Here is a 26,461-nt window from a genome sequence, read left to right as displayed (position 1 = left end):
TAATCCTGACTCAGATAGCAGCAGGCTAAGCCGCCGGGCAGCCGCTGCCCGTGAAAGCCCAAGCCGTCTGCCAAGCTCATCTTGCGTGATGCGCCCGTCCCTATGCAGCTCAGCCAGAATCTGGCGGTCTACGTCGTCCAACTTCAGCCTCTCCATGACGAACGATGCACAGAAAAATCTTCGCGCATCCTTGGAGGAAGATTTATAGCCCCTCACCCCGAGTAAGCACTTATGTACAGAGTAGTGCAACTCACAACGAGCACTTATGCAGTATCAGTCTGCTTGGCTATCTTTTTGCCGTTTTGGTGGTTCTACACTGTGACCTACATCATCCTTCAACGTTCCAAGGACTAGCCATGAATAAGACAAGCCAAGCGTCCGTACTCACTGTCGCTGCCGCTCTTGCCCTCACTGGATGCGCCTCCACGGCCAGCACGACCACGAACGCGGGGACGCAGTCCAGCAACGCGCCCGCGGGACTGCTCAAAAGCAGCGAGTTCAACGTTTGCATGGACCCCACATATCCTCCGCTGGAGTTTTACGGCGACGGTGGAAGCAGCGGTGACCCTATCGGGCTCGATGCCGATTCGGCTGCTGCTTTGGCAAAGTCCTGGGGCGTGAAACCGAAGTTCTCTGTGGTGAGCTTCGACGGACTGCTGCCTGCCCTGCAGGCGAAGCGCTGCGACGCCGTCTGGTCCGGTATGTATGTCAGCGATGAACGGAAGGAAGTGGCCGATGCCATCCCTTACCTCGCCACCGGACGTGGACTCGTCACGACTTCGTCAGATGACGGCATTCGCTCCATCGATGACCTGGCCGGCAAAACAGTCGCGGTCCTGGCTGGCGGTGTTAACGAGGCGGAGTTGAAGAAGATGTCTGCCGACCTGGAGGCTAAGGGCAAGCAGACCATCACTATCCAGAGCTACCCCCAGAACAACCAGACAGCAGCTGCAGTGCGAAACGGCAAGGCGGACGCCGTGCTCGAAACAGACCTTTCAGCAGCGGAAATAGTCGCTAAGTCAAATGGGGAGCTCAAGGCTAACATCGACCTGTTCAAGGCAGACAACCAGCTCGCCGTCTACACCCTTAAGGGCTCGCCGATGACAGCATCTGTAGCCGAAGGAATTCAAGCCCTCGCGGCCGATGGCACCCTTGGAGAAATCGCCGAACGTTACGGCCTCGATCCCGAACGCGTCATCACCGAGGGCAAATAATGGACTTCAATTCAACCGTATTTTGGGAAGCTCTGCTATCCCCGGAATTCCTCAAGGGCGCCCTGCTCTCCTTGCAGCTTGCTGTCCTTTCGCAGATAGTAGCCACCGCCATTGGGCTCGCTGTCGCAGTTGCGCGGATCTCCGAGAAGAAATACCTGCAGCAACTTGGGTGGCTTTACGTATGGTTTTTCAGGTCCGTACCGACCCTGTTGCTGCTTCTGATCGTTTGGAACGCGGCACCCCAAGTCTTTCCATCCCTGAGAGAAGACTGGTACACCCCGTTTATTGCAGCACTGATCGGGCTGTCAATAGTTGAAGGTGCGTTCATGGCGGAAATCATCCGTTCAGCACTCCTCAGTGTTGACCCGGGCCAGCATCTTGCCGCCCGCGCCCTGGGTCTAACCCCTGGCCAAGTGTTCTTTAGAGTCGTACTTCCCCAAGCCACCAAAGTCGCGCTTCCGCCGAGCGGCAACGAATTCATCGGCATGATCAAGTACACCGCTTTGGCATCTGTAATTTCACTACAGGAACTGCTGACCACGGCCCAGGTTCAAGTAGCAGTGACCTTCAGATACGCCGAGTTCTACACCGCTGCGCTGGTTTACTACCTCGTCATTGTCAGTGCAGTGATGGCCCTCCAGCATTTCGTTGAGAGACGCTACCGCTGGATATCCAAAGCTCCAGCGACCCTGCCCGTTCCCGAGACCTCACTCAACCCCGCGAAAGGCATCTGATGCTTGAGCCACCACAAACCCCGGTCGCGCGAGTGCCCGTTATTGAAGTTCGCAACCTGCATAAAAAGTACGGCCCGGTAGATGTGCTCAAAGGCGTCGATTTCTCCGTAACCGCCGGCGAAGTGAAAGTGGTCCTCGGCCCATCAGGCTCGGGAAAATCCACCATGCTCAGGCTCATGGCCCTCCTGGAACCCCTGGACAAAGGCTCCATACTGCTCAACGGGCACCAGATAGGCGTCAACTCCCAAGGCAAACCCGCCAACGAGCGCACTCTTTCCCACCAGCGGGCTGACATCGGCATGGTTTTCCAGAAGTTCAATCTCTTCGCACACCTGACAGCACTGCAAAATGTTGTACTCGCCCAACGCCTGACACGCAAAATCAGCAAAGCAGAAGCAACCCACAACGCAGCAGAGATACTGAAAAGGGTCGGCCTCGGAGCCCACGGACACAAATTCCCCAGCGAACTATCCGGCGGTCAGCAGCAACGGGTCGCAATCGCGCGGGCAATGGTCCTCAACCCGGCCGTGATGCTCTTCGACGAGCCCACCTCCGCACTCGATCCCGAACTGGTCAACGACGTGCTCACTGTCATGGAAACGCTGGCATCTGAAGGCATGACCATGGTTGTGGTTACCCACGAAATGCGGTTCGCGCGAAGGGCCGCCACTGAAGTCGCCCTCTTCGATCGCGGCATCATCATTGAGCAGGCACCCCCGGCACGATTCTTTGACGATCCGCAGCATGAACGGACCCGGCAATTCCTGAGCCACATACATTGAACACATTGAACCCCCGCACCCTCAACGTCTCTGGACTGGTCTGGTACTCGATGACGGTTGTCGCCCCAAACCTGGTGCGGATCACCGAACCCCACGTCCACCCACTCCTTCGAGCAAACATCTGGTGGATACGTGGAAACAGAGACGTTGTGATCGATGCCGGCCTCGGCGTCGTACCGCTGCGTTCCGCGATCCCCGAAATGTTCGAGAGGGATCCACTCCTCATCGTTACCCACGCCCATTTGGACCACAGCGGCGGTGCCTACGAATTTGACGATATAGCCATCCACGAAAACGAGGCCAAGGACCTGGAAAATCCTTCACCCGCCTCCTTGGAGTCGCATGAACTTTATGCCTCCCTGGGAATGTATCTGGACGTGAAGGCCAGTGAACAACGAATGCTCGAAAAGCTCCCGGACCCGGACTATCGGCTGGATCAATACCAGCGGCTGCCAGCCCGGGCCACCCGCCGGCTGCGTGATGGCGACGTCATCCGGGCGGGCCAGTCAGAACAGTTGGAAATCATAGAGGGTCCAGGACATTCGCCCGGAAGCATCTGCATTTTCGACCGCACCAAAGGATGGCTGTTCACAGGGGATGTCCTCTACAAAGGGCAGATACTCGACGACATCCACGGCTCCAACAGAGCCGACTACGTCAAAACAATGCAAAAAATTCAAAACCTCCCCCTAGAAAAGGCGTTCCCTGGACACGGGGAAATTCTCGATCATCAACAAGTGCACGCGATAGCCTGCGCCTACGTCGCAAGGCACCAGAGGGACAATTGGCCAGACCCTAGGGGCATGACCGGATAGCAGCAGACATGCCACAAGACGGCTCCTCAAACGCTGAGGCAGTGGAGAACAACGAGAGTGGCTTCGCTGCCGCCACACGATCCAGATCCCCGGGCCATACACCCCACCACGGCGACGAGGAAAGCGACTCGCAGCGCCCGCTGGCATCAACAGCACAGTACGAAAGCAGCGCGCACCTGTTCCTTCATGGCTCCTACACGTCTGGTCAACGAATACGTTTCGAGTACGAGGGACGTTCTACCGCCGGAACTGTCGACACAGCAACCGACGACGATTCCGTCCTATGGGTCTGGCTAGACGGAGGCGGCGGACGAGTGATGCTGTTCCCTGACGCAGGAACAGGTATCACCAAGGAAGTCCAAGGCGCCATGAAAGGCGAACCAGGGGCGGTGAACGGTACTGCGCCCTGCTGGTGCCATGCAGCTTCGCGAATCGTCGTTGCCTCTACTCCCGGACATACCCCGTCACCAGCGGGTGGGACATAGCCTGTTCGTACCAAATCCGAAAACCTACTCAAGGGTCGGGAGTGAGTGCACTAGAGGCACACCCCAACCTGACGTCAGACTGTCATTCACAAACTGTCAGGTTAGAGTCCAAAAAGCGTTTCCCGCAGACGCAAGAGGGACAACCCTAGATTCCAAACCGACACTTTGCAGCAGTAAGGCCGCGCGCTGGCGTTTGGCCCACGAGCCGCTCGGGAGCAAACGCTGTCGGGTGCGCAGGTAGAGACGGCCGCACCGGCATTGGGCTCCCACGAGCCGGCCGCGCCCGGGAGGAGCTCCCGCGCCCAAAGACCGCCCCCACCTCACACCTTGAAGTACTTCGCCTCCGGGTGGTGGAACACGAACGCGTCCGTGGACTGCTCGGGGTGCAGCATCAGCTCATCGCTGAGGATCACACCCATCCGCTCGGGCTTCAGCAGCTCCGTCACCTTGCGGCGGTCCTCCATGTCCGGGCACGCGGGGTAGCCGAGCGAGAACCGGGCACCGCGGTAGTCCAGCTTGAAATACCCTGCCGTGTCTTTCGGCTCCTCGGCGGCGAAGCCCAGCTCCTTGCGGATGCGGGCGTGCCAGAACTCGGCGAGCGCTTCGGTGAGCTGCATGACCAGGCCGTTGAGCTCGTAGTAGTCGCGGTACTGGTTGGCGGCGAACATCTTGGAGGTGAACTCTTCGATCTTGGAGCCGGCGGTGACCAGCTGCACGGGGAGCACGTCGATCTGGCCGGATTCGCGGGACTTCACGAAGTCGGCCAGGCACAGGTGCCGGTCGCGGCGCTGCCGCGGGAAGTCGAAGCGCAGCCGGTCGGTGCCGATCGGGCCGCCTGAACCACCGTCCGGGGCGAGCAGGCCCGGGGTGCCGAGGACGCCGTCGGCATCCTCGCCGTGGTGCAGCACCACCACCTGCTCCCCTTCGGAGACCACCGGGAAATAGCCGTACGCGACGGACGCGTCCAGCATGCCCTCGCCGAGGATGCGGTCCAGCCAGTAGCGCAGGCGCGGGCGGCCCTCGCGCTCCACCAGTTCCTCGTAGGAGGCGCCGTCCTCGCCGCGGCCGGGCTTGAGCCCCCACTGCCCCATGAACGTGGCACGCTCGTCGAGGAACGCAGAGTAGTCGTGGAGCGAGACGCCGCGAACAATGCGCGTGCCCCAGAACGGCGGCGCGGGAACGGGATTGTCGGAGGCGACGTCGGAACGGCCGGGCATGGCTTCCGGCTCGGTCACCGTGAATTTCGGACCGCCCTTGTGGATGCGCTTCTTCAGGGGCGGCAGGCCGACGTCGTCCGGCGACTCGCCGCGGGCCACGCGGACCAGCGGTTCCATGAGGGCCAGGCCCTCGAAGGCGTCCTTGGCGTACCGGACGACGCCGTCAAACTGCTCCGCCAGGTCCTGCTCCACGTAGGCGCGGGTCAGGGCTGCGCCGCCGAGGATCACCGGCCACTTCTTCGCCAGGCCGCGGGACTGCAGCTCCGTGAGGTTCTCCTTCATCACCACGGTGGATTTCACCAGCAGCCCGGACATGCCGATCACGTCGGCGTTGTGCTCCTCGGCCGCGGCCATGATCTCGGCGATGCCCTGTTTGATGCCGATGTTGATGACTTTGTAGCCGTTGTTGGTGAGGATGATGTCCACCAGGTTCTTGCCGATGTCGTGCACGTCGCCTCGCACGGTGGCGATCACCATGGTGCCCTTGCCGGACGAGTCCGACTTTTCCATGTGCGGTTCGAGCAGGGCGACGGCGTTCTTCATCACCTCGGCGGACTGCAGCACGAACGGCAGCTGCATCTCGCCGGCGCCGAAGCGCTCGCCCACCACCTTCATGCCCTCGAGCAGGTGGTCGTTGATGATGCCGAGCGGGGTCATGCCCTCGCTGCGCGCCAGGTCCAGGTCCTCCTCGAGGCCCTTGCCTTCGCCGTCGATGATGCGCCGTTCCAGGCGGGCGCCGGTGGGCAGCGCGGCGAGTTCAGCGGCGCGCTGGTCCTTGAGCGCGGCGGTGTCGACGCCGGCGAACATGTCCAGCATGATGGCGAGGGGGTCGTAGGTGGTGTTGCCGTCGGCGTCGTATTCGCGGCGGTCATAGACGAGGTCCAGCGCCACCTTGCGCTGCTCTTCGGGCAGTGAGGCGAGCGGGACAATCTTGGCGGCGTCGATGATGCCGCTGGTGAGGCCCGCCTGGACGGCCTCGTGCAGGAACACGGAGTTCAGGACCACGCGCGCTGCCGGGTTGAGGCCAAAGGACACGTTGGAGACGCCGAGGGTGGTGTTGATGCCCGGGTACTTGGTGGTGATCTGGCGGATGGCTTCGATGGTTTCGATGCCGTCCCGGCGGGTTTCTTCCTGGCCGGTGGCGACGGGGAAGGTGAGGCAGTCGACGATGATGTCCTCGACGCGCATTCCCCATTCGCCTACCAGGGCGTCCACGAGGCGGGAGGCGATGGCCACCTTGCCGTCGGTGGTGCGCGCCTGGCCCTGTTCGTCGATGGTCAGGGCGATGACGGCTGTGCCGTGTTCCTTCACCAGCGGCATGATGCGCGCGAAGCGGCTGTCCGGGCCGTCGCCGTCCTCGTAGTTGACGGAGTTGACCACCGGGCGGCCGCCGATGAGTTCGAGGCCGGCCTGCAGCACGGGCGGTTCGGTGGAGTCAATGACGAGCGGGAGGGTGGAGGCGGACGCGAAACGCGAGACGACCTCCTTGATGTCGGCGACGCCGTCGCGCCCCACGTAGTCGATGCAGACGTCCAGCAGGTGCGCGCCCACGCGGATCTGCTCGCGGGCGATGTCCACGCAGTCGTCCCAGCGCTCTTCGAGCATGGCCTGGCGGAACGCCTTGGAGCCGTTGGCGTTGGTGCGCTCACCGATGGCGAGGTAGGAGGCGTCCTGGTCGAAGTTCACGTGCTGGTAGAGGGAGGCGACGCCGGCTTCGCGCTCGGTGGGGACGCGGGCGGGTTTTCCGTTGCTGGCTGCCACGGCTTTGGCGCGGAAGGGGGCAAGACGTTCGACGACGGCGGCCATGTGTTCCGGCGTCGTACCGCAGCAGCCGCCCACCAAGCCCAGGCCGAATTCCCGCACGAACTGTTCGTGCGCGGTGGCGAGTTCGGTGGGGGTGAGCGGGTAGTGCGCGCCGTTGGCGCCGAGGATGGGCAGGCCGGCGTTGGGCATGCAGGCGATGGCCACGGAGGACTGCTTGGAGAGGTGGCGGAGGTGCTCGCTCATCTCGTCCGGTCCGGTGGCGCAATTAAGACCGATAGCGTCGACGCCGAGCGGCTCGAGCGCGGTGAGCGCGGCGCCGATTTCGGAGCCCATGAGCATGGTTCCGGTGGTTTCGACCGTCACCTCGACGAAGATCGGGAGGCGGATTCCCTTGGAGACAATGGCCTGCTTGCAGCCGTTGACCGCGGCCTTGGTCTGCAGGAGGTCCTGGCTGGTTTCGATGAGGAAGGCGTCCGCGCCGCCGTCGATGAGGCCCTCGGCCTGCAGGGCGAAGGTCTGCTTGAGGTAGTCGTAGCTGGTGTGCCCGAGGCTGGGGAGCTTGGTGCCCGGGCCCATGGAGCCGAGGACCCAGCGCATCCGGCCGTCTGTTTCTTCTGCCGCTTCCGCACGCTCACGTGCGATCTTGGCGCCTTTGAGGGCGAGCTCGGTGATGCGGTCGTCGATGCCGTAGTCGGAGAGGTTGGACCAGTTGGCACCGAAGGTGTTGGTTTCGACGGCGTCGATGCCCGTGGCGAAGTACGCGTCGTGGATGTCCGCGATGACATCGGGGCGCGTGTCATTGAGGATCTCGTTGCAGCCCTCGAGGTTCTGGAAGTCGACGTCGAGCGACAGTTCCCGGCCCTGCAACATAGTGCCCATGGCGCCGTCGGCGATGACGACGCGGTGGTTCACCGCGTCCAGGAGCTCCTGCGCACGGGCAGGGCGGGGCACGGACTCAATATCAAGTGCAAAACGAGGCATCTAAACAGGTTACGGGCGACACGCCGAAACATTGCTTCGTATGTCAGTGTGCTACGACGGTCGGAGACGTTTCTCCCTTTCACCAGCAACCACACGTCCGAAATATTCAATGAGCCCTAGTACACGGCGGAACTCTTCTAACCAGCAACGGCCGCTCCTCCGTCCGTGCTTTCTCTTGGTATCGACAAGCGCCAGATGTCGATCCAAGAGGAACGTCGCGTATCTCGGTTTGGCGATGCGTAGATTTCCCGGCGCAGTTTCACCATATTCACACACTCTGCCCAGCTAAGAACTGAATACCGACATCCCACAGGGACCTTGAGCGTCGAACGCGCAGCGCTGATGTAACGGGCTAAGTTACTGCCGTTGTAGGGCAGGTACGAGCCAGCTGCTCAGCCACACGGTCAGATGCGGCGGGTGCTAGTACTGCGAGAGCAGACAGTGCCCCAGGCCAACGAGGTCCGGACAAGATCTCCTGGCAGAGAACCACGAAAGCATCCTTGGTTGCTACCATCGACAACGCTTCGTGAGCAACGTCCGGGAACATGGCCGCGCGTCCATCAGCGGGAGCTCCTGTCAGTATCCCCAGGATTGCCCGCACGAGAATGACAGCATGCTCCGAATCCCCTCGGTCTTTGAGGGCAGTGGTGGCTTGACTCAGTACTTTGAGACGGTCTGAGGGTTGCCGCAATTTCGACACCAGGGATTGGACTCTGTCCGGCTGCAGATTTCCGTGCATAGCCTCCGTCAGGAAAACGACGATTGCATCCATTAACGCTTGGGATCCCATGCGTTGGATGAGTGGTAGCAGCCGATCTGAGACGGCCCCTCCGTCGTCTCGCACGTACTCTTTCGCTATGCTAACAAGCGCCTCGCCTTGGATGGATCTAGAAAGGAATCCGGCTTCGGCGATCCTTCGAGCCAAACCGTCAAAGTCTGTGTCTTCTCCGTCGTGAAGGACACTCCATGCCTCGCATATCTTCCCGTGGGCGGCCAGACAGTATCCGAGAATAAGAGCTCCCTGCTTCCACGGCGTACGCGAAGATTTCAAGAGATGGATACCAATGTCTGCGCGGTCCTTGCTCACTGCCGCTTCGACCCCCTCAATCAGGGCCTGCAAATAGGTTTCCCCGTTCGAGTGCAATGAATCGGCCCTCAGCAGTTCTATAAGTCGATCCGGCATCTCTGCTTCAATGAGCGCTCGTCCGACTCCGCTGACATACGCTGGTGATCCTTTGAAGCTGCTAACTGTTTCACCCTGCGAGTCGGAGAGCTCCAGTGAACTTTTGCGGATCCACTTCGCAGCAATGGCACGCAGCCGTTTATCGCTGAGCTGGTAAAAGCCATCCATCGCACTGGCTACATCGGCTCTGTTCAGAGCATCTGCCACCCGAACCATGCCACTTCCGTCTATTTCGAGGGATTTTGAACTGTGAGCTTCAAGAAATCCCGTGGCAGTAAACCGCAAAGCACTATCAAAGTCACCCATGCTGGCAGCGGCACTGGCTATGGCGTCGGCAGCAGCGCTCCTCGCGTCTGCCATGGCGAACGAAGCCGCAATAGTCTCGGCCTTGTCACGCCACCCAACCATAAACATATGTTTGACCAGGGAAATAACTTCTGGCTGATCATCATCGAGCTCTGAAAAAGTCTCATAGAATTGCACCACCTCCGCAAGCAATTCGTCTTGAAGATCGGATTGCCTTTGACGGGCACGGGCCGTCAATACGTGGAGATATCCTTTCAATTTCTGCAACGGGTCCGAGATAGTTCTTGTAAGGCTCAAAGCCTTGTCAAGTTGACCCACGCCAGCACTTGCGTCAACCAATTCCAACCGAAGATTGTCTGACTGATCCACCGCGGAATTTATCTTGTCGACGATGATCTCAGCACAGTCCACCCGACCCGCCCTGGCTAGGGAAACGGCGACCGTCGCCCAATGTTTGGCAGACGACCGACTAACCTTTTGGCGGGCGACGATCTCGGCTCGTTCAACGAGCTCCGTTGCGCGGGCGCGACTACCAGCAGCGAAATATGAATCGGCAATGTCTATAAGGCAGGAGGTTTGGTCTGGACTCGTCGTCATGGCGGTAGCCGCAACCTCTGCCAATTCGGCGCAATGCAAGGCGTCGGTTACGCGGCCCGCTTCAGTCAGAGAGCGACTCATTTTGCACAGCCAGGCGATCCTCAATGCGGGTTGCATGAAATCCAGAATGCTCACTCCCGCTGATACTGCATCCAACACAGCCGTGGCAATAGCGAGACTCCCTATCGCGCTGGGAACACTTGAGTAGCCTCTCACGCTCGACGCAGCCGACAAGTACTCCACCGCGAGTTCCGGGGCTACAGAACGGAGATTTAGGGCAGTGCGCGCAAGAAGCTCCAGAGTCATATGCTTTTCTCTTGCCCTGTATACGGCTTTTAAGACTAGGGGCCTCCTGTCATCCGCCTCCGACAGGTACGGAGCTACTGAGCACAGCGCTTCTGCATGCCAAGTCGGTTCGCTTATTTGAACCGATATCCTCCAGGCACGATCAACTTGTCCGATCGCAGCCAGCCTAGCTGCGATCTCAACGGCGCCCTTTACAGGACTCTTGGGTTGGTTGAACTGCTTTGCGAGCTCCTCTGCTTCCTTGCCCAGATCATCCGCGTGGGCACCTTTACCGGCAAGGCTGAAGCATTTTGCCGCCAGCGTAAGAAAATCCGCCCGAACGCTACGGTCGGGGAACGCGCGCGCGTTCTCTTCGAGAAATTCAGTCAACTCCTCGGCGTGCTTATAATCTTTGCGCTCTACGAACTTGGCCGCGACGACCGAAAGCGTCCGAAGGCGCGTCCGAAAGTCGGACACTTCCTCTGCTACTTCCCGGGCTTGAATCACATCTCCCGTGTCGGCTAGGGCAGCGGCAATCTCCGCTAAATAGGAGGACCGTTGAAGAGGACTGGTGATAAGGCTCGCTGTCATTCTGGCCCGGACTGTGTCACCCATACGAGCCCATAACGGCCCTGATTCCAGGGGTATACTGCCGCTTCGATCAACGAGTCGGCCATGTTCAATGCTCAGTTTGGCAGCGGCTTCGAGCTCTTGGTCGCCTCCTGCTTCTAGGGCAGCTCTAGTTAGCTCTATCTCAGCCAATGCATCCCAGTCACCGTTGGTTCGATCAAGCATGAGGTCATGTCGTTCCTCGCTGGTTGCCAACTCAACCATGCGATCGACCCAGCCCACACCCGATGCCGAAAGAAGCCGGAAGTATCGCCCCATCAGAAACTGCGGCGTTGATTTACTCCAACCTAAAGCGGCTTGCATGCTTGCCCACGAATGTAGTCGCTCGGTGTATTCGTATTGCTCATCGAAAAAATGACCGCGCGCCGTCTCGGCGAGCGTCGCGTGTCCAAAGAGGTAAATTGAGTCGCCGCCATAACCGGAGTGAACAGCCAAACTTCGCGCCAAGGCTCCTTCAAGCCTGTTCTTAATATCGCCCAATTTGCGAGCTGCAGTGAGTGCATGCAGTTCACGGGAGGTTAAGCCGCCTCCCGATACAGTCAGAAACGCGAGTATCTCGACGGATAATCCATCATCACCTCGCAAAATAGCGGCCAGTTCTTGTTTAGCCGCTACTTCCAAAGCCTTTGCATGACGTGACGGGTTCAGCGCGTAGATACGACACGATCTCAAAGGATGCGAACCGTGGACATCGATTGGAAGAGAAATTGGACGACCCGTAACAAGGACATTTAGTCCTTTGATCGGGCGGGTGGGAAGAATTGATGCAATGCTCGGCAGATCGATGTCATTACTGACATCTTCGTCCAATCCGTCAACCAGCAGGGTCAGTCGTCGTCCGTCAGCAACACATTGTGCCGCGGCAAGGTCAAGGAGGGACCCAAATCTGCGTCGCTTTTCCTCGAGACTCACCGGCGCTTTTTCGCTCCTGGAGTCATAAAGGCATAGCTGGGCCAGTGCCGAGTCAAGAAACGCATTAACATCTGCCCGGCCAATCTGTCGCTTGACTATAAAGAAGGCCACGATCGCAACCCTGGGAGGTGGGTTGAGTGCCAGCCAGGAGGACAGGGCAGTTTTGCCTGACCATGCCGGTGCCTGAATCCAGACGTACTGCTCGTCGCTGAGACAGATCTCCGCAAGATCTTCGAGCTCTCGATCTCTATCGAGAAGGGCTTGGGGGGCCACTTCGCGAACGTCTCCTTCGAATTCGAGAGCCAGTTTTTCCGCGTGCGGTATCGGAATTACGTCGGCCAGAGCATCACTGTCAGTGCCTAGCGGGAGATGCAGAAGTTCTCGGAACGCTCGCGACGAGCTGTCATCGTTGCGAAAAAGCTGTTCTAGCCGTGTAGCTCGGAGATGTCCAAGCCCTTCCGAACGGACGTGTGCGCTGATGACACCGATGATCCTGTCTTCCGCCCAGACAGCCGCACCGGACATTCCTTCCCACTCAGATTCGACTCCTGCAAGGGCAGGGTCACCATCTAGGTCCATTTCAGCAGGAGGTTGATCGACCAATAGTTCCAGCATGCCCTCACGCCAGCTTGAAGCGGTAGGAAACGAGCCAGTGACCTGAGCCGCATCCCTGAAGCGGCCGAGCCTATTCGCTGAGGTGGTCCCTTTATCGACGCGAAGTCGCCACACCGGAAACCCTAGAGAGGTGAACTTCACAGTGGAGACTCGGCTGCCAACTCGGCCGAACTTGGCATATACCTTGCTGGCGTGGGACTGGTGACTTGGTGGCTGCATCCGCAGGAGAGCGAGGTCGCCATAACAGGCCGCAACCTCTGCTACGACGTCCCACTGCGTGGGCAGATCCACATTAAATGTCAGAGTTATGTGATCGGCATCGGCTACAACGTGCGCAGCCGTAAGAATTAGATCGTTCCCAACCCGGTAACCGGTTCCCCGACAAACAGTCTGCGTTGATTTATGTACTCGTAGTTGGGCGATATTTCTGCTGTCGCCTGACATGCTTCAGATGCTCTCGCTGCCGGACTAACGCTCCCCGGCGAGTTCCTTGCCAGTGACGTATACAAGCGCTTGCGCTAGCGCTTTCTCTGTCTCAGATTCGGAAGCGCCATTATTCCCCGTCTTGGTCCCGCGGGGCGTCAGCGTCATCTTTATCCTCTGAGTCGACACCTCTGATTCCTTCCCGCCTGCACCCATTTCCAGCACGTAGAAGCGCACCTTAGCCTGGCCAGAAACTTCCGCTGTGACTGCAACTGACATCTCGAGTTCTATTGGGCCAACCTCGAACTGGAGATCTTCCCCCGCGGACGCCAGTTGGGCCTGGCCAATCTGAGTCCTGAGGTCGCGGATGACATCCACTAGATCAATCAAGTTATCTCCCGAAGTCGCTCTAAAGGTGTGTCATGATCATACGGGGAGCAGCAGCGAGATCACGGAATGCGCTCCGAAACACTCTGAGCACTCGTTCCGGCACTTCCGCAGCGGCCGCCCCTCGGCAAATCACGGGTCTCCGCTTCAGACGGCTCTGGCAGTTCGCCAGGCACGAAAGTCCTTTGGTTATCGCCTATCTTGCCCTACGGCATCCCAGGGACCGTCCATGCGTTCTCCGTTTGAGGAACAGCGCGTAGATAATCAATGGCCCGCGGTCAAAAGTCGGATCAATCCGTTCTCAAACCATGCGTTGCGGGATTCCAGCAGGCACGAAGTGGTTTTCACATAGGGTCTCGCCAACCCCGACGGCCAGGACCACCACCCATATGGGTCGCATCGTTCCAGAGTTGCCCAGACAAGCATTCGTGGGACTCCTTGCAGCCTGCAGCTTGCGAGACTACTCAACGTAGAATCAGATCTCCGCCGCCGGCGCCGCAAACTGGGCCTCATACAACCGCGCATAAGCCCCGCCCGCAGCCAGCAGTGAAGCGTGCGTCCCTTGCTCCACGATCTGGCCCGCCTCCATCACCAGGATGACGTCGGCGTCGCGGATCGTGGACAGGCGGTGTGCAATGACAAAAGAAGTCCGGTCGGACCGCAGCGCGCTCATCGCCTTCTGCACCAGCACCTCGGTCCGGGTGTCCACTGACGAAGTAGCCTCGTCCAAAATCAACACGGACGGCCTGGCCAGGAACGCTCGCGCAATCGTCAGCAGCTGCTTCTCCCCCGCGGACACGTTCCCACCCTCGTCCTCCAGAACCGTGTCGTACCCCTCGGGCAGAGAGCGCACGAACCGGTCCACGTACGTCGCCCGCGCGGCTTCCAGGATCTCGGACTCAGTAGCCGAGGGCCGGCCGTACGCGATGTTGTCCCGGATGGTCCCGCCGAACAGCCACGTATCCTGCAGCACCATCCCCAGCCGCGAGCGCAGCTCGCGCCGCGGCACCGAGGTGACGTCCACGCCGTCGAGCGTTATCCGCCCCGCATCCAGCTCGTAAAACCGCATCATCAGGTTCACCAGCGTGGTCTTGCCCGCCCCGGTGGGCCCCACTATCGCCACCGTCTGCCCCGGCTCCGCCACCAACGAAAGCCCGGAAATCAGCGGCTTATCAGCCGAGTAAGAGAAGGACACGTCCTTGAACACCAGCCGCCCCCTCCCAAACACAGGACCTGCAGAAGCGGCAGGCTCCACAGACTCCTCGTCCTCATCCAGCAACGAGAACACCCGCTCGGCGGACGCCACCCCGGACTGCAGCAGGTTAGCCATGGACCCCAGCTGCGCCAGCGGCATGGTGAACTGCCGGGAGTACTGGATGAACGCCTGCACGTCGCCGAGCTGCATCGCCCCGGACGCCACCTGCAGCCCGCCCACAACGGCGATTCCCACGTACACCAGGTTTCCGATGAACGTCATGGCCGGCATGATCAGCCCGGAAATGAACTGCGCCCCGAAACTCGCGTCATACAGCTCCGCGTTCATCTGCCGGAACCGCTCCTCCGCCTCGCGCTGCCGGCCGAACACCTTCACCAGCGCATGCCCGGTGTACGTCTCCTCGATCTGCCCGTTCAGCTCCCCCGTGTTCTTCCACTGCGCCACAAACAGCTTCTGCGAGCGCTTGGCAATCAGCGCCGTGATCCCCAGCGTCAGCGGAATGGTCACCAGCGCGATCAGCGCCAGCGTGGGCGAGAGGATCACCATCATCACCAGCACACCCACCACGGACAGCACCGACGTCACCGCCTGGCTGATGGTCTGCTGCAGGCTCTGCGAGATGTTGTCCACGTCGTTGGTGACCCGGCTGAGCAGCTCACCGCGCTGGATCGAATCGAAATACCGCAACGGCAGCCGGTGGATCTTCGCCTCGATCTCCTCGCGCAGCCCGAATACCGTCCGCTGCACCACCCCGTTCAGCACATACGCCTGCACCCACATAAACCCCGACGCCAGCACGTACAGCACCAGCGCCCACATCAGCACACTGCCCAGCGCGACGAAATCGATCCCCTGCCCCGGCGTCAGCGCCATGGGCCCCAGCATGTCCGCCTTCTGGTTCTCCCCCGCGGCCCGGAGCTGCGCGATCAGCTGCTCCTTGCCCACCCCGGCGGGCAGCTCCCTGGACACCACCCCGGCGAAAATCAGGTTGGTGCCCTCCCCCAGCAGCCGCGGCCCGATCACCTGCAGCGCCACGCTGATCACCGACGCCGCCAGCACCAGCAGCAGCCACGCCCGCTCCGGCCGCAGCTTCCCCAGCAGCCGTTTGGCCGACGGCCAGAAGTTCATCGCCTTCTCCGCCGGGACGTTCATCCCCGCGAAAGGCCCGCCGCGTCCCGGTCCGCCCGCCGGCCGCGGAATACGTACGACGTCGGCACTGGCAGTTTTGGAGGCGGGCGCGGCCTTGGTGCCAGCCTCGCGAGTGGGTTCCGGGCTCATACCGTTTCCTCCGCCGCCAGCTGGGAGTTCACAATTTCGCGGTACGTCTCCGACGTCTCCAGCAGCTCACTGTGCGTTCCGCGCGCCACGATCCTGCCGTCGTCGAGCACCAAAATCTGGTCCGCGTCCACGATGCTGGACACGCGCTGGGCGATGATCACCAGCGTGGCGCCGGCGGTGCTGCGCTTGAGGGCCTGGCGCAGCCGGGCGTCGGTGCCGGTGTCCAGGGAAGAGAACGAGTCGTCAAAGATGTACAGCTCGGGGCGCTTCACCAGGGCCCGGGCGATGGCCAGCCGCTGCCGCTGCCCGCCGGAGACATTGGTGCCGCCCTGCGAGATGGGCGCATCCAGGCCGCCCTCCATCTCCTCCACAAAGCCGCGCGCCTGCGCGATCTCCAGCGCGGTCCAGCACTCGTCGTCGGTGGCGTCCGGCTTGCCGTACTGCAGGTTGCTGCGCACGGTGCCGGTAAACAGGTACGGCCGCTGCGGGACCAGGCCGATGTGCCCCCAGAGCAGGTCCGGATGCAGCTCGCGAACGTCCACGCCGTCGATTTTCACGGCACCGGTGGTGGCGTCGAACAGCCGGGGCATGAGGTTCACCAGGGTGGTCTTGCCAGCGCCGGTGCTGCCGATGATGGCGGTCGTTTGCCCCGCCCTAGCGGTGAAGCTGATCCCGGAGAGGACGGGCTGGTCGGCACCCGGGTAGGCGAATCCGGCGTCGACCATTTCCAGCTCGCCTCGCCGCACGTTGCTGCTGACGGGCTTCGCCGGCGGCCGGACGCTCGACTCCGTGCCCAGCACCGCGCCGATCCGGTCCGCCGAGACTGACGCGCGCGGGATCATCACGGCCATGAAGGTGGCCATCATGACGGACATCAGGATCTGCATCAGGTAGCTCAGGAACGCGATGAGGGTGCCCACCTGCATGGACCCGTCCTCGATCCGGAACGAGCCGAACCAGATCACGGCCACACTGGACACGTTCATCACCAGCATCACCACGGGGAAGGCGAGCGCCATCAGCCGGCCGGCCCGGAGCGCGGTGTCCGTGACGTCCTCGTTGGCCTGGGCGAAGCGGGCGCTCTCGATGTCCTCACGGACGAACGCGCGGACCACGCGGATGCCGGTGAGCTGCTCGCGGAGGACCCTGTTGACGGTGTCGATCCGCTTCTGCATCTTCCGGAAGAGCGGCACCATCCGGAAGATGATGAGCCCCACGCCGGCCAGCAGCACGGGCACGGCGACGGCGATCAGCCAGGACAGCTGCACATCCTGGCGGACCGCCATGACCACCCCGCCGATGGCGAGCATGGGCGCGGCCACCATCATGGTGGCGCCCATCAGCACCAGCTGCTGGACCTGCTGGACGTCGTTGGTGGAGCGGGTGATCAGGCTGGGCGCGCCGAACTTGGTGACTTCCTGCTCGGAGAACTCGCCCACGCGGGAGAAGATGGCGCCGCGCAGGTCCCGGCCCGTGCCCATGGCCGCCTTCGCCCCGAAATAGACAGCGATGACAGCGCAGGCAATCTGCAGCAGGGTGATCCCCAGCATGAGCCCGCCCAGGTTGAGGATGACGCCGGTGTCCCCCTTGGCCACGCCCTCATCGATGATGTCCGCGTTGAGCGTGGGCAGGTACAGCGACGCGATGGACTGCGCCAGCTGGAAGACGACGACGGCGATCAGCAGCTGCCGGTGCGGCCGCAGGTATTCAACGAGTAACTTCCAGAGCATGCGCAGCTCCTGCCTGACACAGTGTCCACAAGTGGTGGTGCGAAGGTCAGTTTACGTCCGTAGGCTGGGAACGATCCGTGCCTGGGAGGAGAAGTTGGGCGGGTTCACCGAGGGCGTATTTGGGCTGAGCTGGCAGCTAAAAGCGGTGCGGTCTGGGTATCTTCCTCAACGTCTCGATAAGCTGAGGGAGCTTGCGATGATGCTCGTGTCAGTGACGCGGGGAGCCTTAGAGGACGACTAGTGGTGGAGCCTATACACGTGGAAAATATTCACCACTCGGCAGCTACTCACCGTTGGTAGAAGCCAGGCAGGAACCGAACAATGAGAGTGGGACTGCGGCTACAAGGAACCAGCTGCCGGACTGTTGTGCTGGACGGGCGGACTGTAGTTTCCGCCGGTCGGGAGGTGCACGCGGGGAGCTTGACGGAAGCGTTGGACTCGTCCCTGTCCGGGCTCCGTCGGGAGTTCGGGTCCGACATCACGGCGATCACTGCCGACGTCGGGCGGGTCTTGGGGGAGCGGAAACTGGCCGACGTCGTCGCCATCCGCATTTCGCCACGTCCTCCCGCGGACGCCTTTCACATGACCGTGCTGCCACCCCTTGTTGAGCCGGCGGTGACGCAAACTGTTCATGTGCGCGGGGGCCACGATCTGCGGGGACGGCCTCTTGCCCGCTTGGATTTGGAGGGGTTCCTGGCCGATCTCCCCGGCATCCTTTCCGCTGACGCACGGAACGTGGCGATCACTTCTGTCGGTTCGACGGCGTCAAACGACCATGAAACGCGCATAGCCGATGCCATCCTGGGCCACGACAGAGATATGCGTATCAGTATCTCCAGCGACTTCTATTCCAGCGTTTTCCGCGACCGCGACTACACGGCCATCCTTAACAGCGCCCTGATGCAGACGGGGGAAGAACTGGCTGTCATGCTTGAGGCTGCGGGCCGGCGCCAGTTTCCGGCCGCCCACTTGTCATTTGCAAAGAACGACGGCGGCCGCGCACCTCTGTCACGGCTGGCATTGACGCCTGTGCACGGGTTGCGCCCCGAGCCCGCGATGGGAATTCTTGGCGCCGCCACCCTAGCGGGAATCCCCGAAGGGGAAGTCATTCTCTGCATGGAGACAGGGGCCGTGGTAGGTCACATTCATGGAGGGCTGCCTGTCGCCAGAAGCCTCATCCGCCAAGGATTTGACGCAAGCCTCGCCAGCAACACCGCCATTCTCGAGCCATATACAATCCACCATCCGGTTCGCGCAGGCATCCCCTCCGTGATTGCCGACCTCCGCGAGGAGAAGGAGACCGCCCTGCCCTTCGGGCTGGTGCCTACTCCGTCGGCGGCCCAGGACGCCGCGCTGGTAGGAGCTGCCGCTGCGCCGCTGACAGCCTGGATCGACAGGCTCGAAACCGTCAGCGGCCGAGCCGACCTGAAACGAGTACAGAACCTCGCCGAAGACGACGCCCAGTCAGCGGCCGTCCAGTTAGGCGCCACCCCCGGGCAAACCCACATCATTGAATCGAACGTCTATGCCATGCCCTACGGCAATCCCGGAATCGTTCGAATCCGGGTCCAGGCGGCAGGAGAAGCGTCCGCCGATGAGGAACACGTGCTGCCCACAGCCGCGCGGGGAGCCACCCCATGAGCACCATACTTACCCCCGAGGACGTCCGAAACCTTCGCACCGGGGCCCACTTCCTGACCTGCACCATCGACCCGACGGCTATCTACATTTACGCAGAAATGATCCAACGGGCCATGGAGGACAGGTCATTGGAACTCATCACCGTCGACGAGCTTGGTCCCGACGATCTGGTGGTGGCGGTCGGAATGGTGACACAGGGGCTTTTCATCGCCGACATGCCTCCCGTAGGTGATGAGTTCCTCGGCTGCATCCGTGCCATCGAGGCCAGTCTCGGCCGGCCGGTGCGGGCGGTCTATTCGCTCGCTGCCGCGAACATCAACGGAATGGTCCCCCTCATGGTTGGGCTGCAGTCCTCGTTGCCCGTCATCGATGCCGACCCCATGGGCCGCGTCTTCCCCTTGATCAGCCAAACGACGCTGAACATTGGAAACGTGGCGATCGGCCCTATCGCGCTCATGGGGGTAACCGGGGAACGGGCGGTGATTGAGGTCGAAAGCGCGCAGCGGGCCGAAACGCTGGTGCGTGCAATAGTGACCGAACTCGGCGGCTGGGCAGCCACCGCCATGTATCCGTGTTCCGCACAACAGCTGATGGAGCATGGCGTCCATGGCTCCATCAGCCGAATGATCCGGATCGGGCAAATCCTCGACGCGAAGACCCCCGTTGAGAGAAAGCTGCTGTTGCTCGCCGAACTCCTCGGCACCACCCGCATCGCCCGGGCCCGCGTGAGCCACATCGAAAGCCTCTCCCGGCCCACAGACCTCGGTCTGCCGGCGCAACCGTCCAGCGTAACGCTGGAAGACGAAACCACCGGACGCATCATCCATCTTGAAGTCCAGAATGAGATCCTGCTGGTCCTCGTGGACGGCGAGGTAGCAGCAGCCGTCCCGGACATGGTTACGTTGCTCAATCTAAGAGCATCATGATCCACTGTCAACAAGACGGAATTTCGGCGCTATTCTGCCACCAACCAAGAGACCGTCGTGTCGAATTTGACGTGTTCGATGAGGGCAGCTACGGCGGGACCACCTCCAGGAAAACTTGACTGGTGCGGCACGTAGCGGATCGTCCCGCGGTTTCTGCTACTTGACCAAATATCCGTCATCGGCATTCCAAGTAGGCGGCAACGAAGCGGCATCATTGGGGCCGCCGGCGTAGCCCGCAGCCTCGATGATCAGCGGGTAGGGCTTACTTTTCCGCTCCCGCTCCGCCCGTTCGGTCAAGCGCCAGGGTTCAGCGACTCCCGCAGTTGTTGCAGCGCGACACCCACGACGGTCTCGGATCGGTGAATCTCCCTTACATTCATTCCGGTAAATTCCTTGACTGCACGGCGCATGCTTTGCACATTGGTGAATCCGCACGACGCCGCAATTTCTGAGTAGGAGATCCTTTTGATATCGGCCGCAAGGAGGAGCTCGAGCGCTTTCCGCGTTCTCAAGGCACGTATGCGCTCCCCCAAACGGAGTTCTTCATTCTCGAAAAAGTAGAACAAAGAGCGACGGGAGAGGCTGAACCTTTCGGCGACCATGGCCACGTCCAGATCCGGGTTGTCATAGCTGGCATCAAGGTATTTTTTTATAGCCCGGCTTAGTGCGGGTCTCTGCGCCTCATCGTCGACTGCCGTTTCGAGCAGGGAAGCCACAAGGGTTGCCATCACGGATTGAAGGATTTCTGCGGTTCCCGGCGCTTCGCGGTCGATGCCCGGCCGCTTCCAGCTCATCAACGTGGGGATGACGAAAGTGCCCACAATTGGATGTTTTGCGAGGTCAGGCAGACTAAGCAGGGAGTGCAGCGCGGCCTCACTCACATTCAGGCTGCTGCGGTCAATGTTGAGCTGCAAAGCGTGAAATCCTTCGGGGGCATCGAAACTTCCACCACGTGAGGCATCGATGAATCTAACGGAACCTGCTGGTACTGGCTCAGGCGCGCCGTTGTGAGCGAGTGTTAGGCCGGGCGCTTTGCGGAAGTAGGCCAAGCGGAGATCCCTGTTGTCGGGATTAGGCGCCCATAAGCCGCGTGCAGGGGCGTTGTGTATTTCTATAAGGCTGAAGCCCGGCCCGGCAAGATTAATGGCTGTGGGATTGAAGGACACCGGAGTCTTAGGTGTCGACTTCTCCAATCGCATAGGAGTTTCGACGGCGCTGCCGTACCACACTCGCCAATGCTCGAATCTCTGCTCAGGATTGAGCCCCTCCGGCACTTTATAGAGTCGCAGACGGCCGCTGTTCTCATTATCAGACTGAGGCATGCCATCCTCCTGGAACACCTGGGCTTTACGGCCGCCATGAGAGTTGCCACGACGTTGCGGTGGCTCCCAAGACCGGCCGGAAAAGACTTCAGCTGTCAGGACCATTTTACCTGCGTCCAGCTCTGGTGTGGCGGTGCTCACAGAAAGACCCAGTCCGCCGTTTTACACCACTTTCTGCAGATCATGGGTATTTTCATGTCCGGCGGAATGCAGCGTGTTCGCGAGGTCATTGACCCGGTGAGGGGCGAGGGCATACTCGACGGCCAAGATGCTTGCACCAATCACTCCAGCTTCAGGCCCGGTTTCGGACTGGGTGATATTCAGGTGCTGGGTCGCCAATGGTGTTGAGCGTGCATAGACCGTTTCACGTATTCCAGCGATCAGATGTTCTCCGGAATGTGACAGCGATCCGCCCACCACAATGAGCGCCGGGTTGATGAAGCTCACGCACATGTTGAGCATTTCCCCGATGTCGCGTCCGGCCTGTCTGACCGCTTGAATAGCAGCCATATCGCCGGAACGAACGAGCGAGACCACGTCATTTCCGGTGATTGCCTCGAGCCCGTTCCCGCGGAGCTGCGCGGCGATGGCGGGGGTGCCTGCGATGGCCTCCAGGCAGCCACTCTTGCCGCAGCGGCAGAGAATTCCTGCTCCCCTGGAAACGGCGATATGACCGACGTCTCCAGCCACCCCTGCCGCACCCCGCTGCAACATTCCCCCACTTACTACCCCGGAGCCGATACCGGTGGCGACCTTAAGGAAGATCATGTTGTCCTCATCAGGCCAGCGCGCGGCCCGTTCTCCGAGGGCCATGAGGTTGACATCGTTATCGACCAGGACGGGAACGTCAAAGGTCTGCCGCACGTAGGCGGGGACATCGAATCCATCCCAGCCCGGCATTATCGGCGGGCTGGTCGGCTTTCCGGTGGAGTGTTCAACGGGACCGGGCAGCCCGATACCGACAGCGATGATATCCGCTGTTGAACACTCCATCACGTGCAAATGACCCTTCAGCGTCATCAGCAGCCAGTCCAGAACAGCTTCCGGCCCGCACGAAATTTCAAGTTGTTCGGTGGCTTCCACCAAAACCTTTCCCGACAGGTCGGTGAGTGCAACAGTGGCGTGTGTGGCGCCGACATCAGCGGCAGCGGCAAACTTTGCCGCCGGGTTGAAGGCTAGCCGCGCCGAAGGACGGCCTCCGGTGGAAGGGGCATCGGATACGGGAACAACCAGTCCGAGTTTTAGGAGCGGCTCCAGGCGGGAAATGATGGCAGCCCGACCCAAGCCGGTTATCCCGGCCAGCTCTGCCCTGGTTCGTGGACGTCCGTCCCGAAGGATATGTAAAAGTTCGCCGGGACCGCCGTTGTCCATGTTTCTCCGTTTCGGGGCTCAATGATGATGTGGACGGTGAGGCTGAGGCCGTGACAACAGGCTCACAGGACCCCGAGAGGGGCCGCATCCCACCCAGTGTCAAGCGGTCCGCTTGTGTCCGTCCACTCATCGACACCCGCAGCATCAAAAAGTGCAACTTTGCCGCGCATTCCAACTCCCTAAGCGTCAAAAGGTGCAGACTTTTGCTGATGCCCTGACTAAAGACAAGTGCTGCATGTCACTGTTTTGGCCATGGAAAACAACCGAACCACGACAACCACCTCCCCATTGCGGGCCGGGTTCGTCGGCGCCGGGTTCATGGCTGAGGTGCACAGCAGGGCCGCTCGTGCTTCAGGGGCGGAAATCGCCGCCGTCGCATCCTCGAGTCCTGCCAGTGCCGCCCGCGCCAAAGACCGCTTGGGCGTCGAACAGGCATACGCATCCGTCCAGGACCTCCTCCGGGACGACACGATCGACGTCATCCACGTCTGCACCCCGAACTCAACGCATCATGCGCTGGCCGAGGCCGCGCTCAAAGCAGGCAAGCACGTTGTCTGTGAGAAGCCCCTGGCGACCAACGTGCAGGATGCCGCCGAACTCGTGGAGCTGGCTGATACGGCCGGAATGGTTGCAACCGTTCCCTTCATCTACCGGTTCCACCCGATGGTCCGGGAAGCCCGGGAACGCATTGCATCCGGCCAAACGGGGCAAATCTTCACCATTCAGGGTTCCTATCTTCAGGATTGGCTTCTGAGCCGGGAGGACGATAACTGGCGGGTGGACGCCGGTCTTGGCGGCCCTTCACGGGCCTTCGCCGACATCGGGTCCCACTTGTGCGACCTCCTCGAATTCGTGAGCGGTGAACGGATATCACGGGTCGGGGCCTTGAGCCGCACAGTTTTCTCCGGCCGGGCAAACAATAGGGACGTCCAGACCGAGGACTTGGTTGCGGCCGTCTTCACCACTGAGGGCGGCACGGTGGGAAACCTCCTGGTCAGCCAGGTTGCGCCTGGACGGAAGAACCGCCTGATGTTCGAGATTTCGGGTGCGGAGAGCACCGTTCAGTTCGACCAGGAAGCCCCGGAGACGTTGTGGCTTGGCAAACGGGCCGGTTCCCAGTTGCTTGTCCGCGACCCGGACGCCCTCAGCCCCGAAGCGGCACGGCTCAGTGTCCTGCCGGCAGGGCATCCGCAGGGTTATCAGGATGCTTTCAATGCATTTGTTGCCGACACCTACGCCACCATCCATGGGGACATCCGCGACGGCTTGCCCACCTTCCGGGACGGCCTCAGGTCAGCCGTCCTCACCGAAAGCATCATCGAATCCAGCAAGGGCGGCGAGTGGGTCGACGTCCCATACGTGAAAGAACTAGAAGGAGTGCAGTAATGAAAATCATCCAGGTAGGCCTCGGCGCGTGGGGCGCTTCATGGCTGAACGTTATTCACCAAAGCAAAACCTGGGAGCTGGCCGGCGTTGTCGACGTCAACCCCGAGGCTGTACGGGCCGCAGGTGAACAGTACGGAATCCCCGCTTACGGCACTATCCAGGAAGCGCTGAAGCACAAGGAAACGTTCGACGCTGTCCTGGTCATCGTTCCGCCCGAATACCATGCAGCCGTGGCCATCCCGGCCCTTGAGGCCGGCGTGCACACACTGATAGAGAAGCCCCTCGCCCACAACCTTGAAGACGGCATCCGCATCATCGAAGCGGCAGAAAAATCCGGCAAACAGGCTATGGTGTCGCAGAACTACCGTTTCAAGCGCGCCGCGCGCACTGTTCAGCGCCTCATCCGCGAAGGGGTCATCGGAGACCTCGAGCACGTCTTCGTCGACTACAAGAAGAACCCGCCGTTCGAAGGGTTCCGGCTCGAAATGGACGAACCCCTCATCGTGGACGCCATGATCCACCACCTTGACCAGCTCCGTGGCATCGTCGGTATTGAACCCACCACTGTCCGGGCGCGCTCCTGGAACACTGGCACTTCCAGGTTCAAGGGCAACGCCTCCGCGGTGGTGCAATTCGACTGCCGCAACGGTGCCCGCGTCGTATACACCGGTTCATGGAGCTCCTACGGCCCGCAAACCAGCTGGGACGGCGACTGGGAAATCCAAGGCAGCAAGGGCGCCATCACCTGGAAGAACAACGAAGTCACCATCAACTTCGCCTCACTGTTCGACACCGTTTTCCTCGCCGGGGCGGTGGAACGCTCCGGCGTCATGCACGTCGACCTGGACCCGTTGCCGGTCGAGGAACGCCTGGGGACCCTCGCCGCGTTCCGCGACGCCATCGAAACGGGGCAAAAGGCTGAGACGGACGTCACCGACAACATCCAGAGCCTGCAGCTCGTCATGGCCACGGCCGACTCCGCCCGCCAGGATGGTGCGGCCATTTCCTTGAAGACCAACGCCGAACTCTTCGGCAACCACTAGCACTTTCCGACCCGAGGAAGTGTCGAATTGACTGGAGATACAACCATGCAGCCACAAACAGCCACCGGCCTCGCCGGTCCGGTTTCCGGGAAGGCTGGCCCCGGAAAATCCCAAGACAACCCGCGTTCACGGCTATCCGTTGTTGGTGACTTCATCGGTGCGCAGGGCCTGCTCGTCGTCGTCGTGCTCTTCGGTGTACTGCTGACGTTCCTCAGCCCGGTATTCCTGACCACTGTCAACCTGGTGAACCTGCTCTACCAGTGCACGATCCTCGGTGTGTTCGCCATCGGCATGACCTTCGTGATCCTTACCGGCGGCATCGACGTCTCGGTGGGCTCAACCGCTGCCCTGTCGTCCGTGCTGTCCATGGGCGTGATCGTGAACATGAACATGCCACCGGCAATCGGACTACTGACCGGCCTCGTGGTTGGCGCCGGAGTCGGATGCCTCAACGGGCTGATGGTCACCAAGCTGGGCATATCCCCGCTCATCGCAACGCTGGCAACACTTTCCGCCGGGTCGGGCATCGCCTTCGCCTACTCCGATGGCGGCAACATCACCCCCGTACCGAAGATGCTCACCGGCCTGGTCAGCGCGAAAATCGCAGGGATCCCCCTGCTCATCCCGGCCGTTCTGGTACTGGCTTTGCTGGCCCACCTGGCCCTGACCCGCACCACCTACGGACGGTCGATCTACGCCGTCGGCGGCAACAAGGAAGCAGCCCTGCTTGCAGGGATCCGCGTCGACCGCGTGACGATGAATGCCTACATCATCGCCGGTCTCTCCGCGGGGATGGCCGGGCTCCTGCTCACCGGCCGGCTGGCCTCCGGAAGCCCCCGCGCCGGCGACGGTATTGAACTAACCGTGATCGCCGCCGTGGTCATCGGCGGAACCAGCCTCTTCGGCGGCCAGGGAAACATCAAGGGCACCTTGCTCGGTGTGCTGTTGATCGCCATGGTCTCCAACGCCGTGAACCTGCTCGGCATCCCCTCGTCCTACGACCGGATTGTCCAAGGCGTCGTCATCTTCGCGGCCGCTGCCCTGGACGTGTACCGCTACAAGTACGTCCAAAAGAACCTGTCACGGAAACGCAAGATCGGGCCGCCGCCGGCGACAGACCCGAAGACGGCCGGCACCACAGCCGGCGGCTCCATCGCAGCGCGCACCGGTACGCCGGCCTGACACGCCACCTTCACACCCCGGCTCAGCCTGCACAGC

Annotated in this window: 16 protein-coding genes and 1 pseudogene; 9 read left to right on the top strand and 8 right to left on the bottom strand. The window is 61.2% G+C overall.

Annotated features, from left to right (window positions below; all coding sequences use genetic code 11):
* Nucleotides 1–27: 27 nt before the first annotated feature.
* Nucleotides 28–156, bottom strand: a pseudogene (locus QRN11_RS22540) (AsnC family transcriptional regulator); the annotation flags it as partial.
* A gap of 200 nt (nucleotides 157–356) precedes the next feature.
* Here QRN11_RS22540 and QRN11_RS13780 point away from each other — a divergent pair.
* The 4 genes from QRN11_RS13780 to QRN11_RS13765 are packed head-to-tail and all read left to right on the top strand — an operon-like array spanning nucleotide 357 to nucleotide 3,545.
* Complete coding sequence (locus tag QRN11_RS13780) at nucleotides 357–1,214, top strand: transporter substrate-binding domain-containing protein (RefSeq protein ID WP_285313218.1); 858 nt, start codon at nucleotides 357–359, stop codon at nucleotides 1,212–1,214.
* The gene (locus tag QRN11_RS13775) at nucleotides 1,214–1,948 is read left to right on the top strand and encodes an amino acid ABC transporter permease (RefSeq protein ID WP_285313217.1); all 735 of its coding nucleotides are present in this window, start codon (nucleotides 1,214–1,216) and stop codon (nucleotides 1,946–1,948) included. The genes QRN11_RS13780 and QRN11_RS13775 overlap by 1 nt, the downstream gene beginning before the upstream one ends.
* Entirely contained in the window at nucleotides 1,948–2,730 is a 783-nt protein-coding gene (locus QRN11_RS13770; RefSeq protein ID WP_285313216.1) for an amino acid ABC transporter ATP-binding protein, read from the top strand. The genes QRN11_RS13775 and QRN11_RS13770 overlap by 1 nt, the downstream gene beginning before the upstream one ends.
* 5 nt (nucleotides 2,731–2,735) lie before the next feature.
* On the top strand, nucleotides 2,736–3,545 hold the full coding sequence (locus QRN11_RS13765; protein ID WP_285313215.1) for an MBL fold metallo-hydrolase: 810 nt from the start codon (nucleotides 2,736–2,738) through the stop codon (nucleotides 3,543–3,545).
* An 805-nt stretch (nucleotides 3,546–4,350) separates the two neighbouring features.
* Here QRN11_RS13765 and metH read toward each other — a convergent pair.
* The 5 genes from metH to QRN11_RS13740 all read right to left on the bottom strand — a co-directional run bounded on the left by metH (nucleotide 4,351) and on the right by QRN11_RS13740 (nucleotide 17,554).
* Complete coding sequence (gene metH / locus QRN11_RS13760) at nucleotides 4,351–7,992, bottom strand: methionine synthase (protein ID WP_285313214.1); 3,642 nt, start codon at nucleotides 7,990–7,992, stop codon at nucleotides 4,351–4,353.
* Nucleotides 7,993–8,344: 352 nt separating this feature from the next.
* Nucleotides 8,345–12,811: a P-loop domain-containing protein gene (locus QRN11_RS13755; protein ID WP_285313213.1), complete on the bottom strand. Its 4,467-nt coding sequence runs from the start codon at nucleotides 12,809–12,811 to the stop codon at nucleotides 8,345–8,347.
* A gap of 177 nt (nucleotides 12,812–12,988) precedes the next feature.
* Nucleotides 12,989–13,333, bottom strand: coding sequence for a trypco2 family protein (locus tag QRN11_RS13750; RefSeq protein WP_285313212.1), 345 nt, complete (start codon nucleotides 13,331–13,333; stop codon nucleotides 12,989–12,991).
* Between the two features lie 472 nt (nucleotides 13,334–13,805).
* The gene (locus QRN11_RS13745; protein WP_285313211.1) at nucleotides 13,806–15,824 is read right to left on the bottom strand and encodes an ABC transporter ATP-binding protein; all 2,019 of its coding nucleotides are present in this window, start codon (nucleotides 15,822–15,824) and stop codon (nucleotides 13,806–13,808) included.
* Complete coding sequence (locus QRN11_RS13740) at nucleotides 15,821–17,554, bottom strand: ABC transporter ATP-binding protein (RefSeq protein ID WP_285313210.1); 1,734 nt, start codon at nucleotides 17,552–17,554, stop codon at nucleotides 15,821–15,823. Before QRN11_RS13740 ends, QRN11_RS13745 begins: the two co-directional genes overlap by 4 nt.
* A 420-nt stretch (nucleotides 17,555–17,974) precedes the next feature.
* Between QRN11_RS13740 and QRN11_RS13735 the strand changes: the two genes are divergently transcribed.
* A complete protein-coding gene (locus QRN11_RS13735; protein ID WP_285313209.1) occupies nucleotides 17,975–19,195 on the top strand; it encodes a hydantoinase/oxoprolinase N-terminal domain-containing protein in 1,221 nt (406 codons plus the stop codon).
* Nucleotides 19,192–20,121 carry a DUF917 domain-containing protein gene (locus tag QRN11_RS13730; protein WP_285313208.1) on the top strand — a complete coding sequence of 310 codons (930 nt, stop codon included), beginning with the start codon at nucleotides 19,192–19,194 and terminating at the stop codon, nucleotides 20,119–20,121. The genes QRN11_RS13735 and QRN11_RS13730 overlap by 4 nt, the downstream gene beginning before the upstream one ends.
* A gap of 293 nt (nucleotides 20,122–20,414) precedes the next feature.
* On the opposite strand, the gene QRN11_RS13725 is transcribed toward QRN11_RS13730, so the two are convergent.
* Both QRN11_RS13725 and QRN11_RS13720 read right to left on the bottom strand, forming a co-directional pair.
* Entirely contained in the window at nucleotides 20,415–21,584 is a 1,170-nt protein-coding gene (locus QRN11_RS13725) for a helix-turn-helix transcriptional regulator (protein ID WP_285313207.1), read from the bottom strand.
* Nucleotides 21,585–21,605: 21 nt separating this feature from the next.
* Nucleotides 21,606–22,814: an ROK family transcriptional regulator gene (locus tag QRN11_RS13720; protein WP_285313206.1), complete on the bottom strand. Its 1,209-nt coding sequence runs from the start codon at nucleotides 22,812–22,814 to the stop codon at nucleotides 21,606–21,608.
* Between the two features lie 252 nt (nucleotides 22,815–23,066).
* On the opposite strand from QRN11_RS13720, the gene QRN11_RS13715 reads away from it, so the two are divergent.
* From QRN11_RS13715 to QRN11_RS13705, 3 genes are read left to right on the top strand one after another with little or no spacing between them, the layout of a single operon-like run.
* Nucleotides 23,067–24,200, top strand: a complete 1,134-nt coding sequence (locus tag QRN11_RS13715) for a Gfo/Idh/MocA family protein (protein ID WP_142060768.1) — start codon at nucleotides 23,067–23,069, stop codon at nucleotides 24,198–24,200.
* A complete protein-coding gene (locus QRN11_RS13710; RefSeq protein WP_142060770.1) occupies nucleotides 24,200–25,243 on the top strand; it encodes a Gfo/Idh/MocA family protein in 1,044 nt (347 codons plus the stop codon). The genes QRN11_RS13715 and QRN11_RS13710 overlap by 1 nt, the downstream gene beginning before the upstream one ends.
* Nucleotides 25,244–25,288: 45 nt before the next feature.
* On the top strand, nucleotides 25,289–26,425 hold the full coding sequence (locus QRN11_RS13705; RefSeq protein WP_285313205.1) for an ABC transporter permease: 1,137 nt from the start codon (nucleotides 25,289–25,291) through the stop codon (nucleotides 26,423–26,425).
* Nucleotides 26,426–26,461: the final 36 nt, after the last annotated feature.

Source organism: Pseudarthrobacter sp. fls2-241-R2A-168, from assembly GCF_030209335.1.
GTDB lineage: Bacteria > Actinomycetota > Actinomycetes > Actinomycetales > Micrococcaceae > Arthrobacter.
Note: the sequence above shows the minus strand (reverse complement) of the source record. Positions and strands in the feature narration are given on the sequence as shown.

Excerpts from the sequence above, each read along its gene's own strand:
- QRN11_RS13705 (WP_285313205.1), top strand. The coding sequence starts at position 25,289 with ATGCAGCCACAAACAGCCACCGGCCTCGCCGGTCCGGTTTCCGGGAAG.
- QRN11_RS13720 (WP_285313206.1), bottom strand. The coding sequence starts at position 22,814 with ATGGACAACGGCGGTCCCGGCGAACTTTTACATATCCTTCGGGACGGA.
- QRN11_RS13745 (WP_285313211.1), bottom strand. The coding sequence starts at position 15,824 with ATGAGCCCGGAACCCACTCGCGAGGCTGGCACCAAGGCCGCGCCCGCC.
- QRN11_RS13770 (WP_285313216.1), top strand. The coding sequence starts at position 1,948 with ATGCTTGAGCCACCACAAACCCCGGTCGCGCGAGTGCCCGTTATTGAA.
- metH (WP_285313214.1), bottom strand. The coding sequence starts at position 7,992 with ATGCCTCGTTTTGCACTTGATATTGAGTCCGTGCCCCGCCCTGCCCGT.
- QRN11_RS13730 (WP_285313208.1), top strand. The coding sequence starts at position 19,192 with ATGAGCACCATACTTACCCCCGAGGACGTCCGAAACCTTCGCACCGGG.
- QRN11_RS13710 (WP_142060770.1), top strand. The coding sequence starts at position 24,200 with ATGAAAATCATCCAGGTAGGCCTCGGCGCGTGGGGCGCTTCATGGCTG.
- QRN11_RS13715 (WP_142060768.1), top strand. The coding sequence starts at position 23,067 with ATGGAAAACAACCGAACCACGACAACCACCTCCCCATTGCGGGCCGGG.
- QRN11_RS13780 (WP_285313218.1), top strand. The coding sequence starts at position 357 with ATGAATAAGACAAGCCAAGCGTCCGTACTCACTGTCGCTGCCGCTCTT.
- QRN11_RS13775 (WP_285313217.1), top strand. The coding sequence starts at position 1,214 with ATGGACTTCAATTCAACCGTATTTTGGGAAGCTCTGCTATCCCCGGAA.
- QRN11_RS13740 (WP_285313210.1), bottom strand. The coding sequence starts at position 17,554 with ATGCTCTGGAAGTTACTCGTTGAATACCTGCGGCCGCACCGGCAGCTG.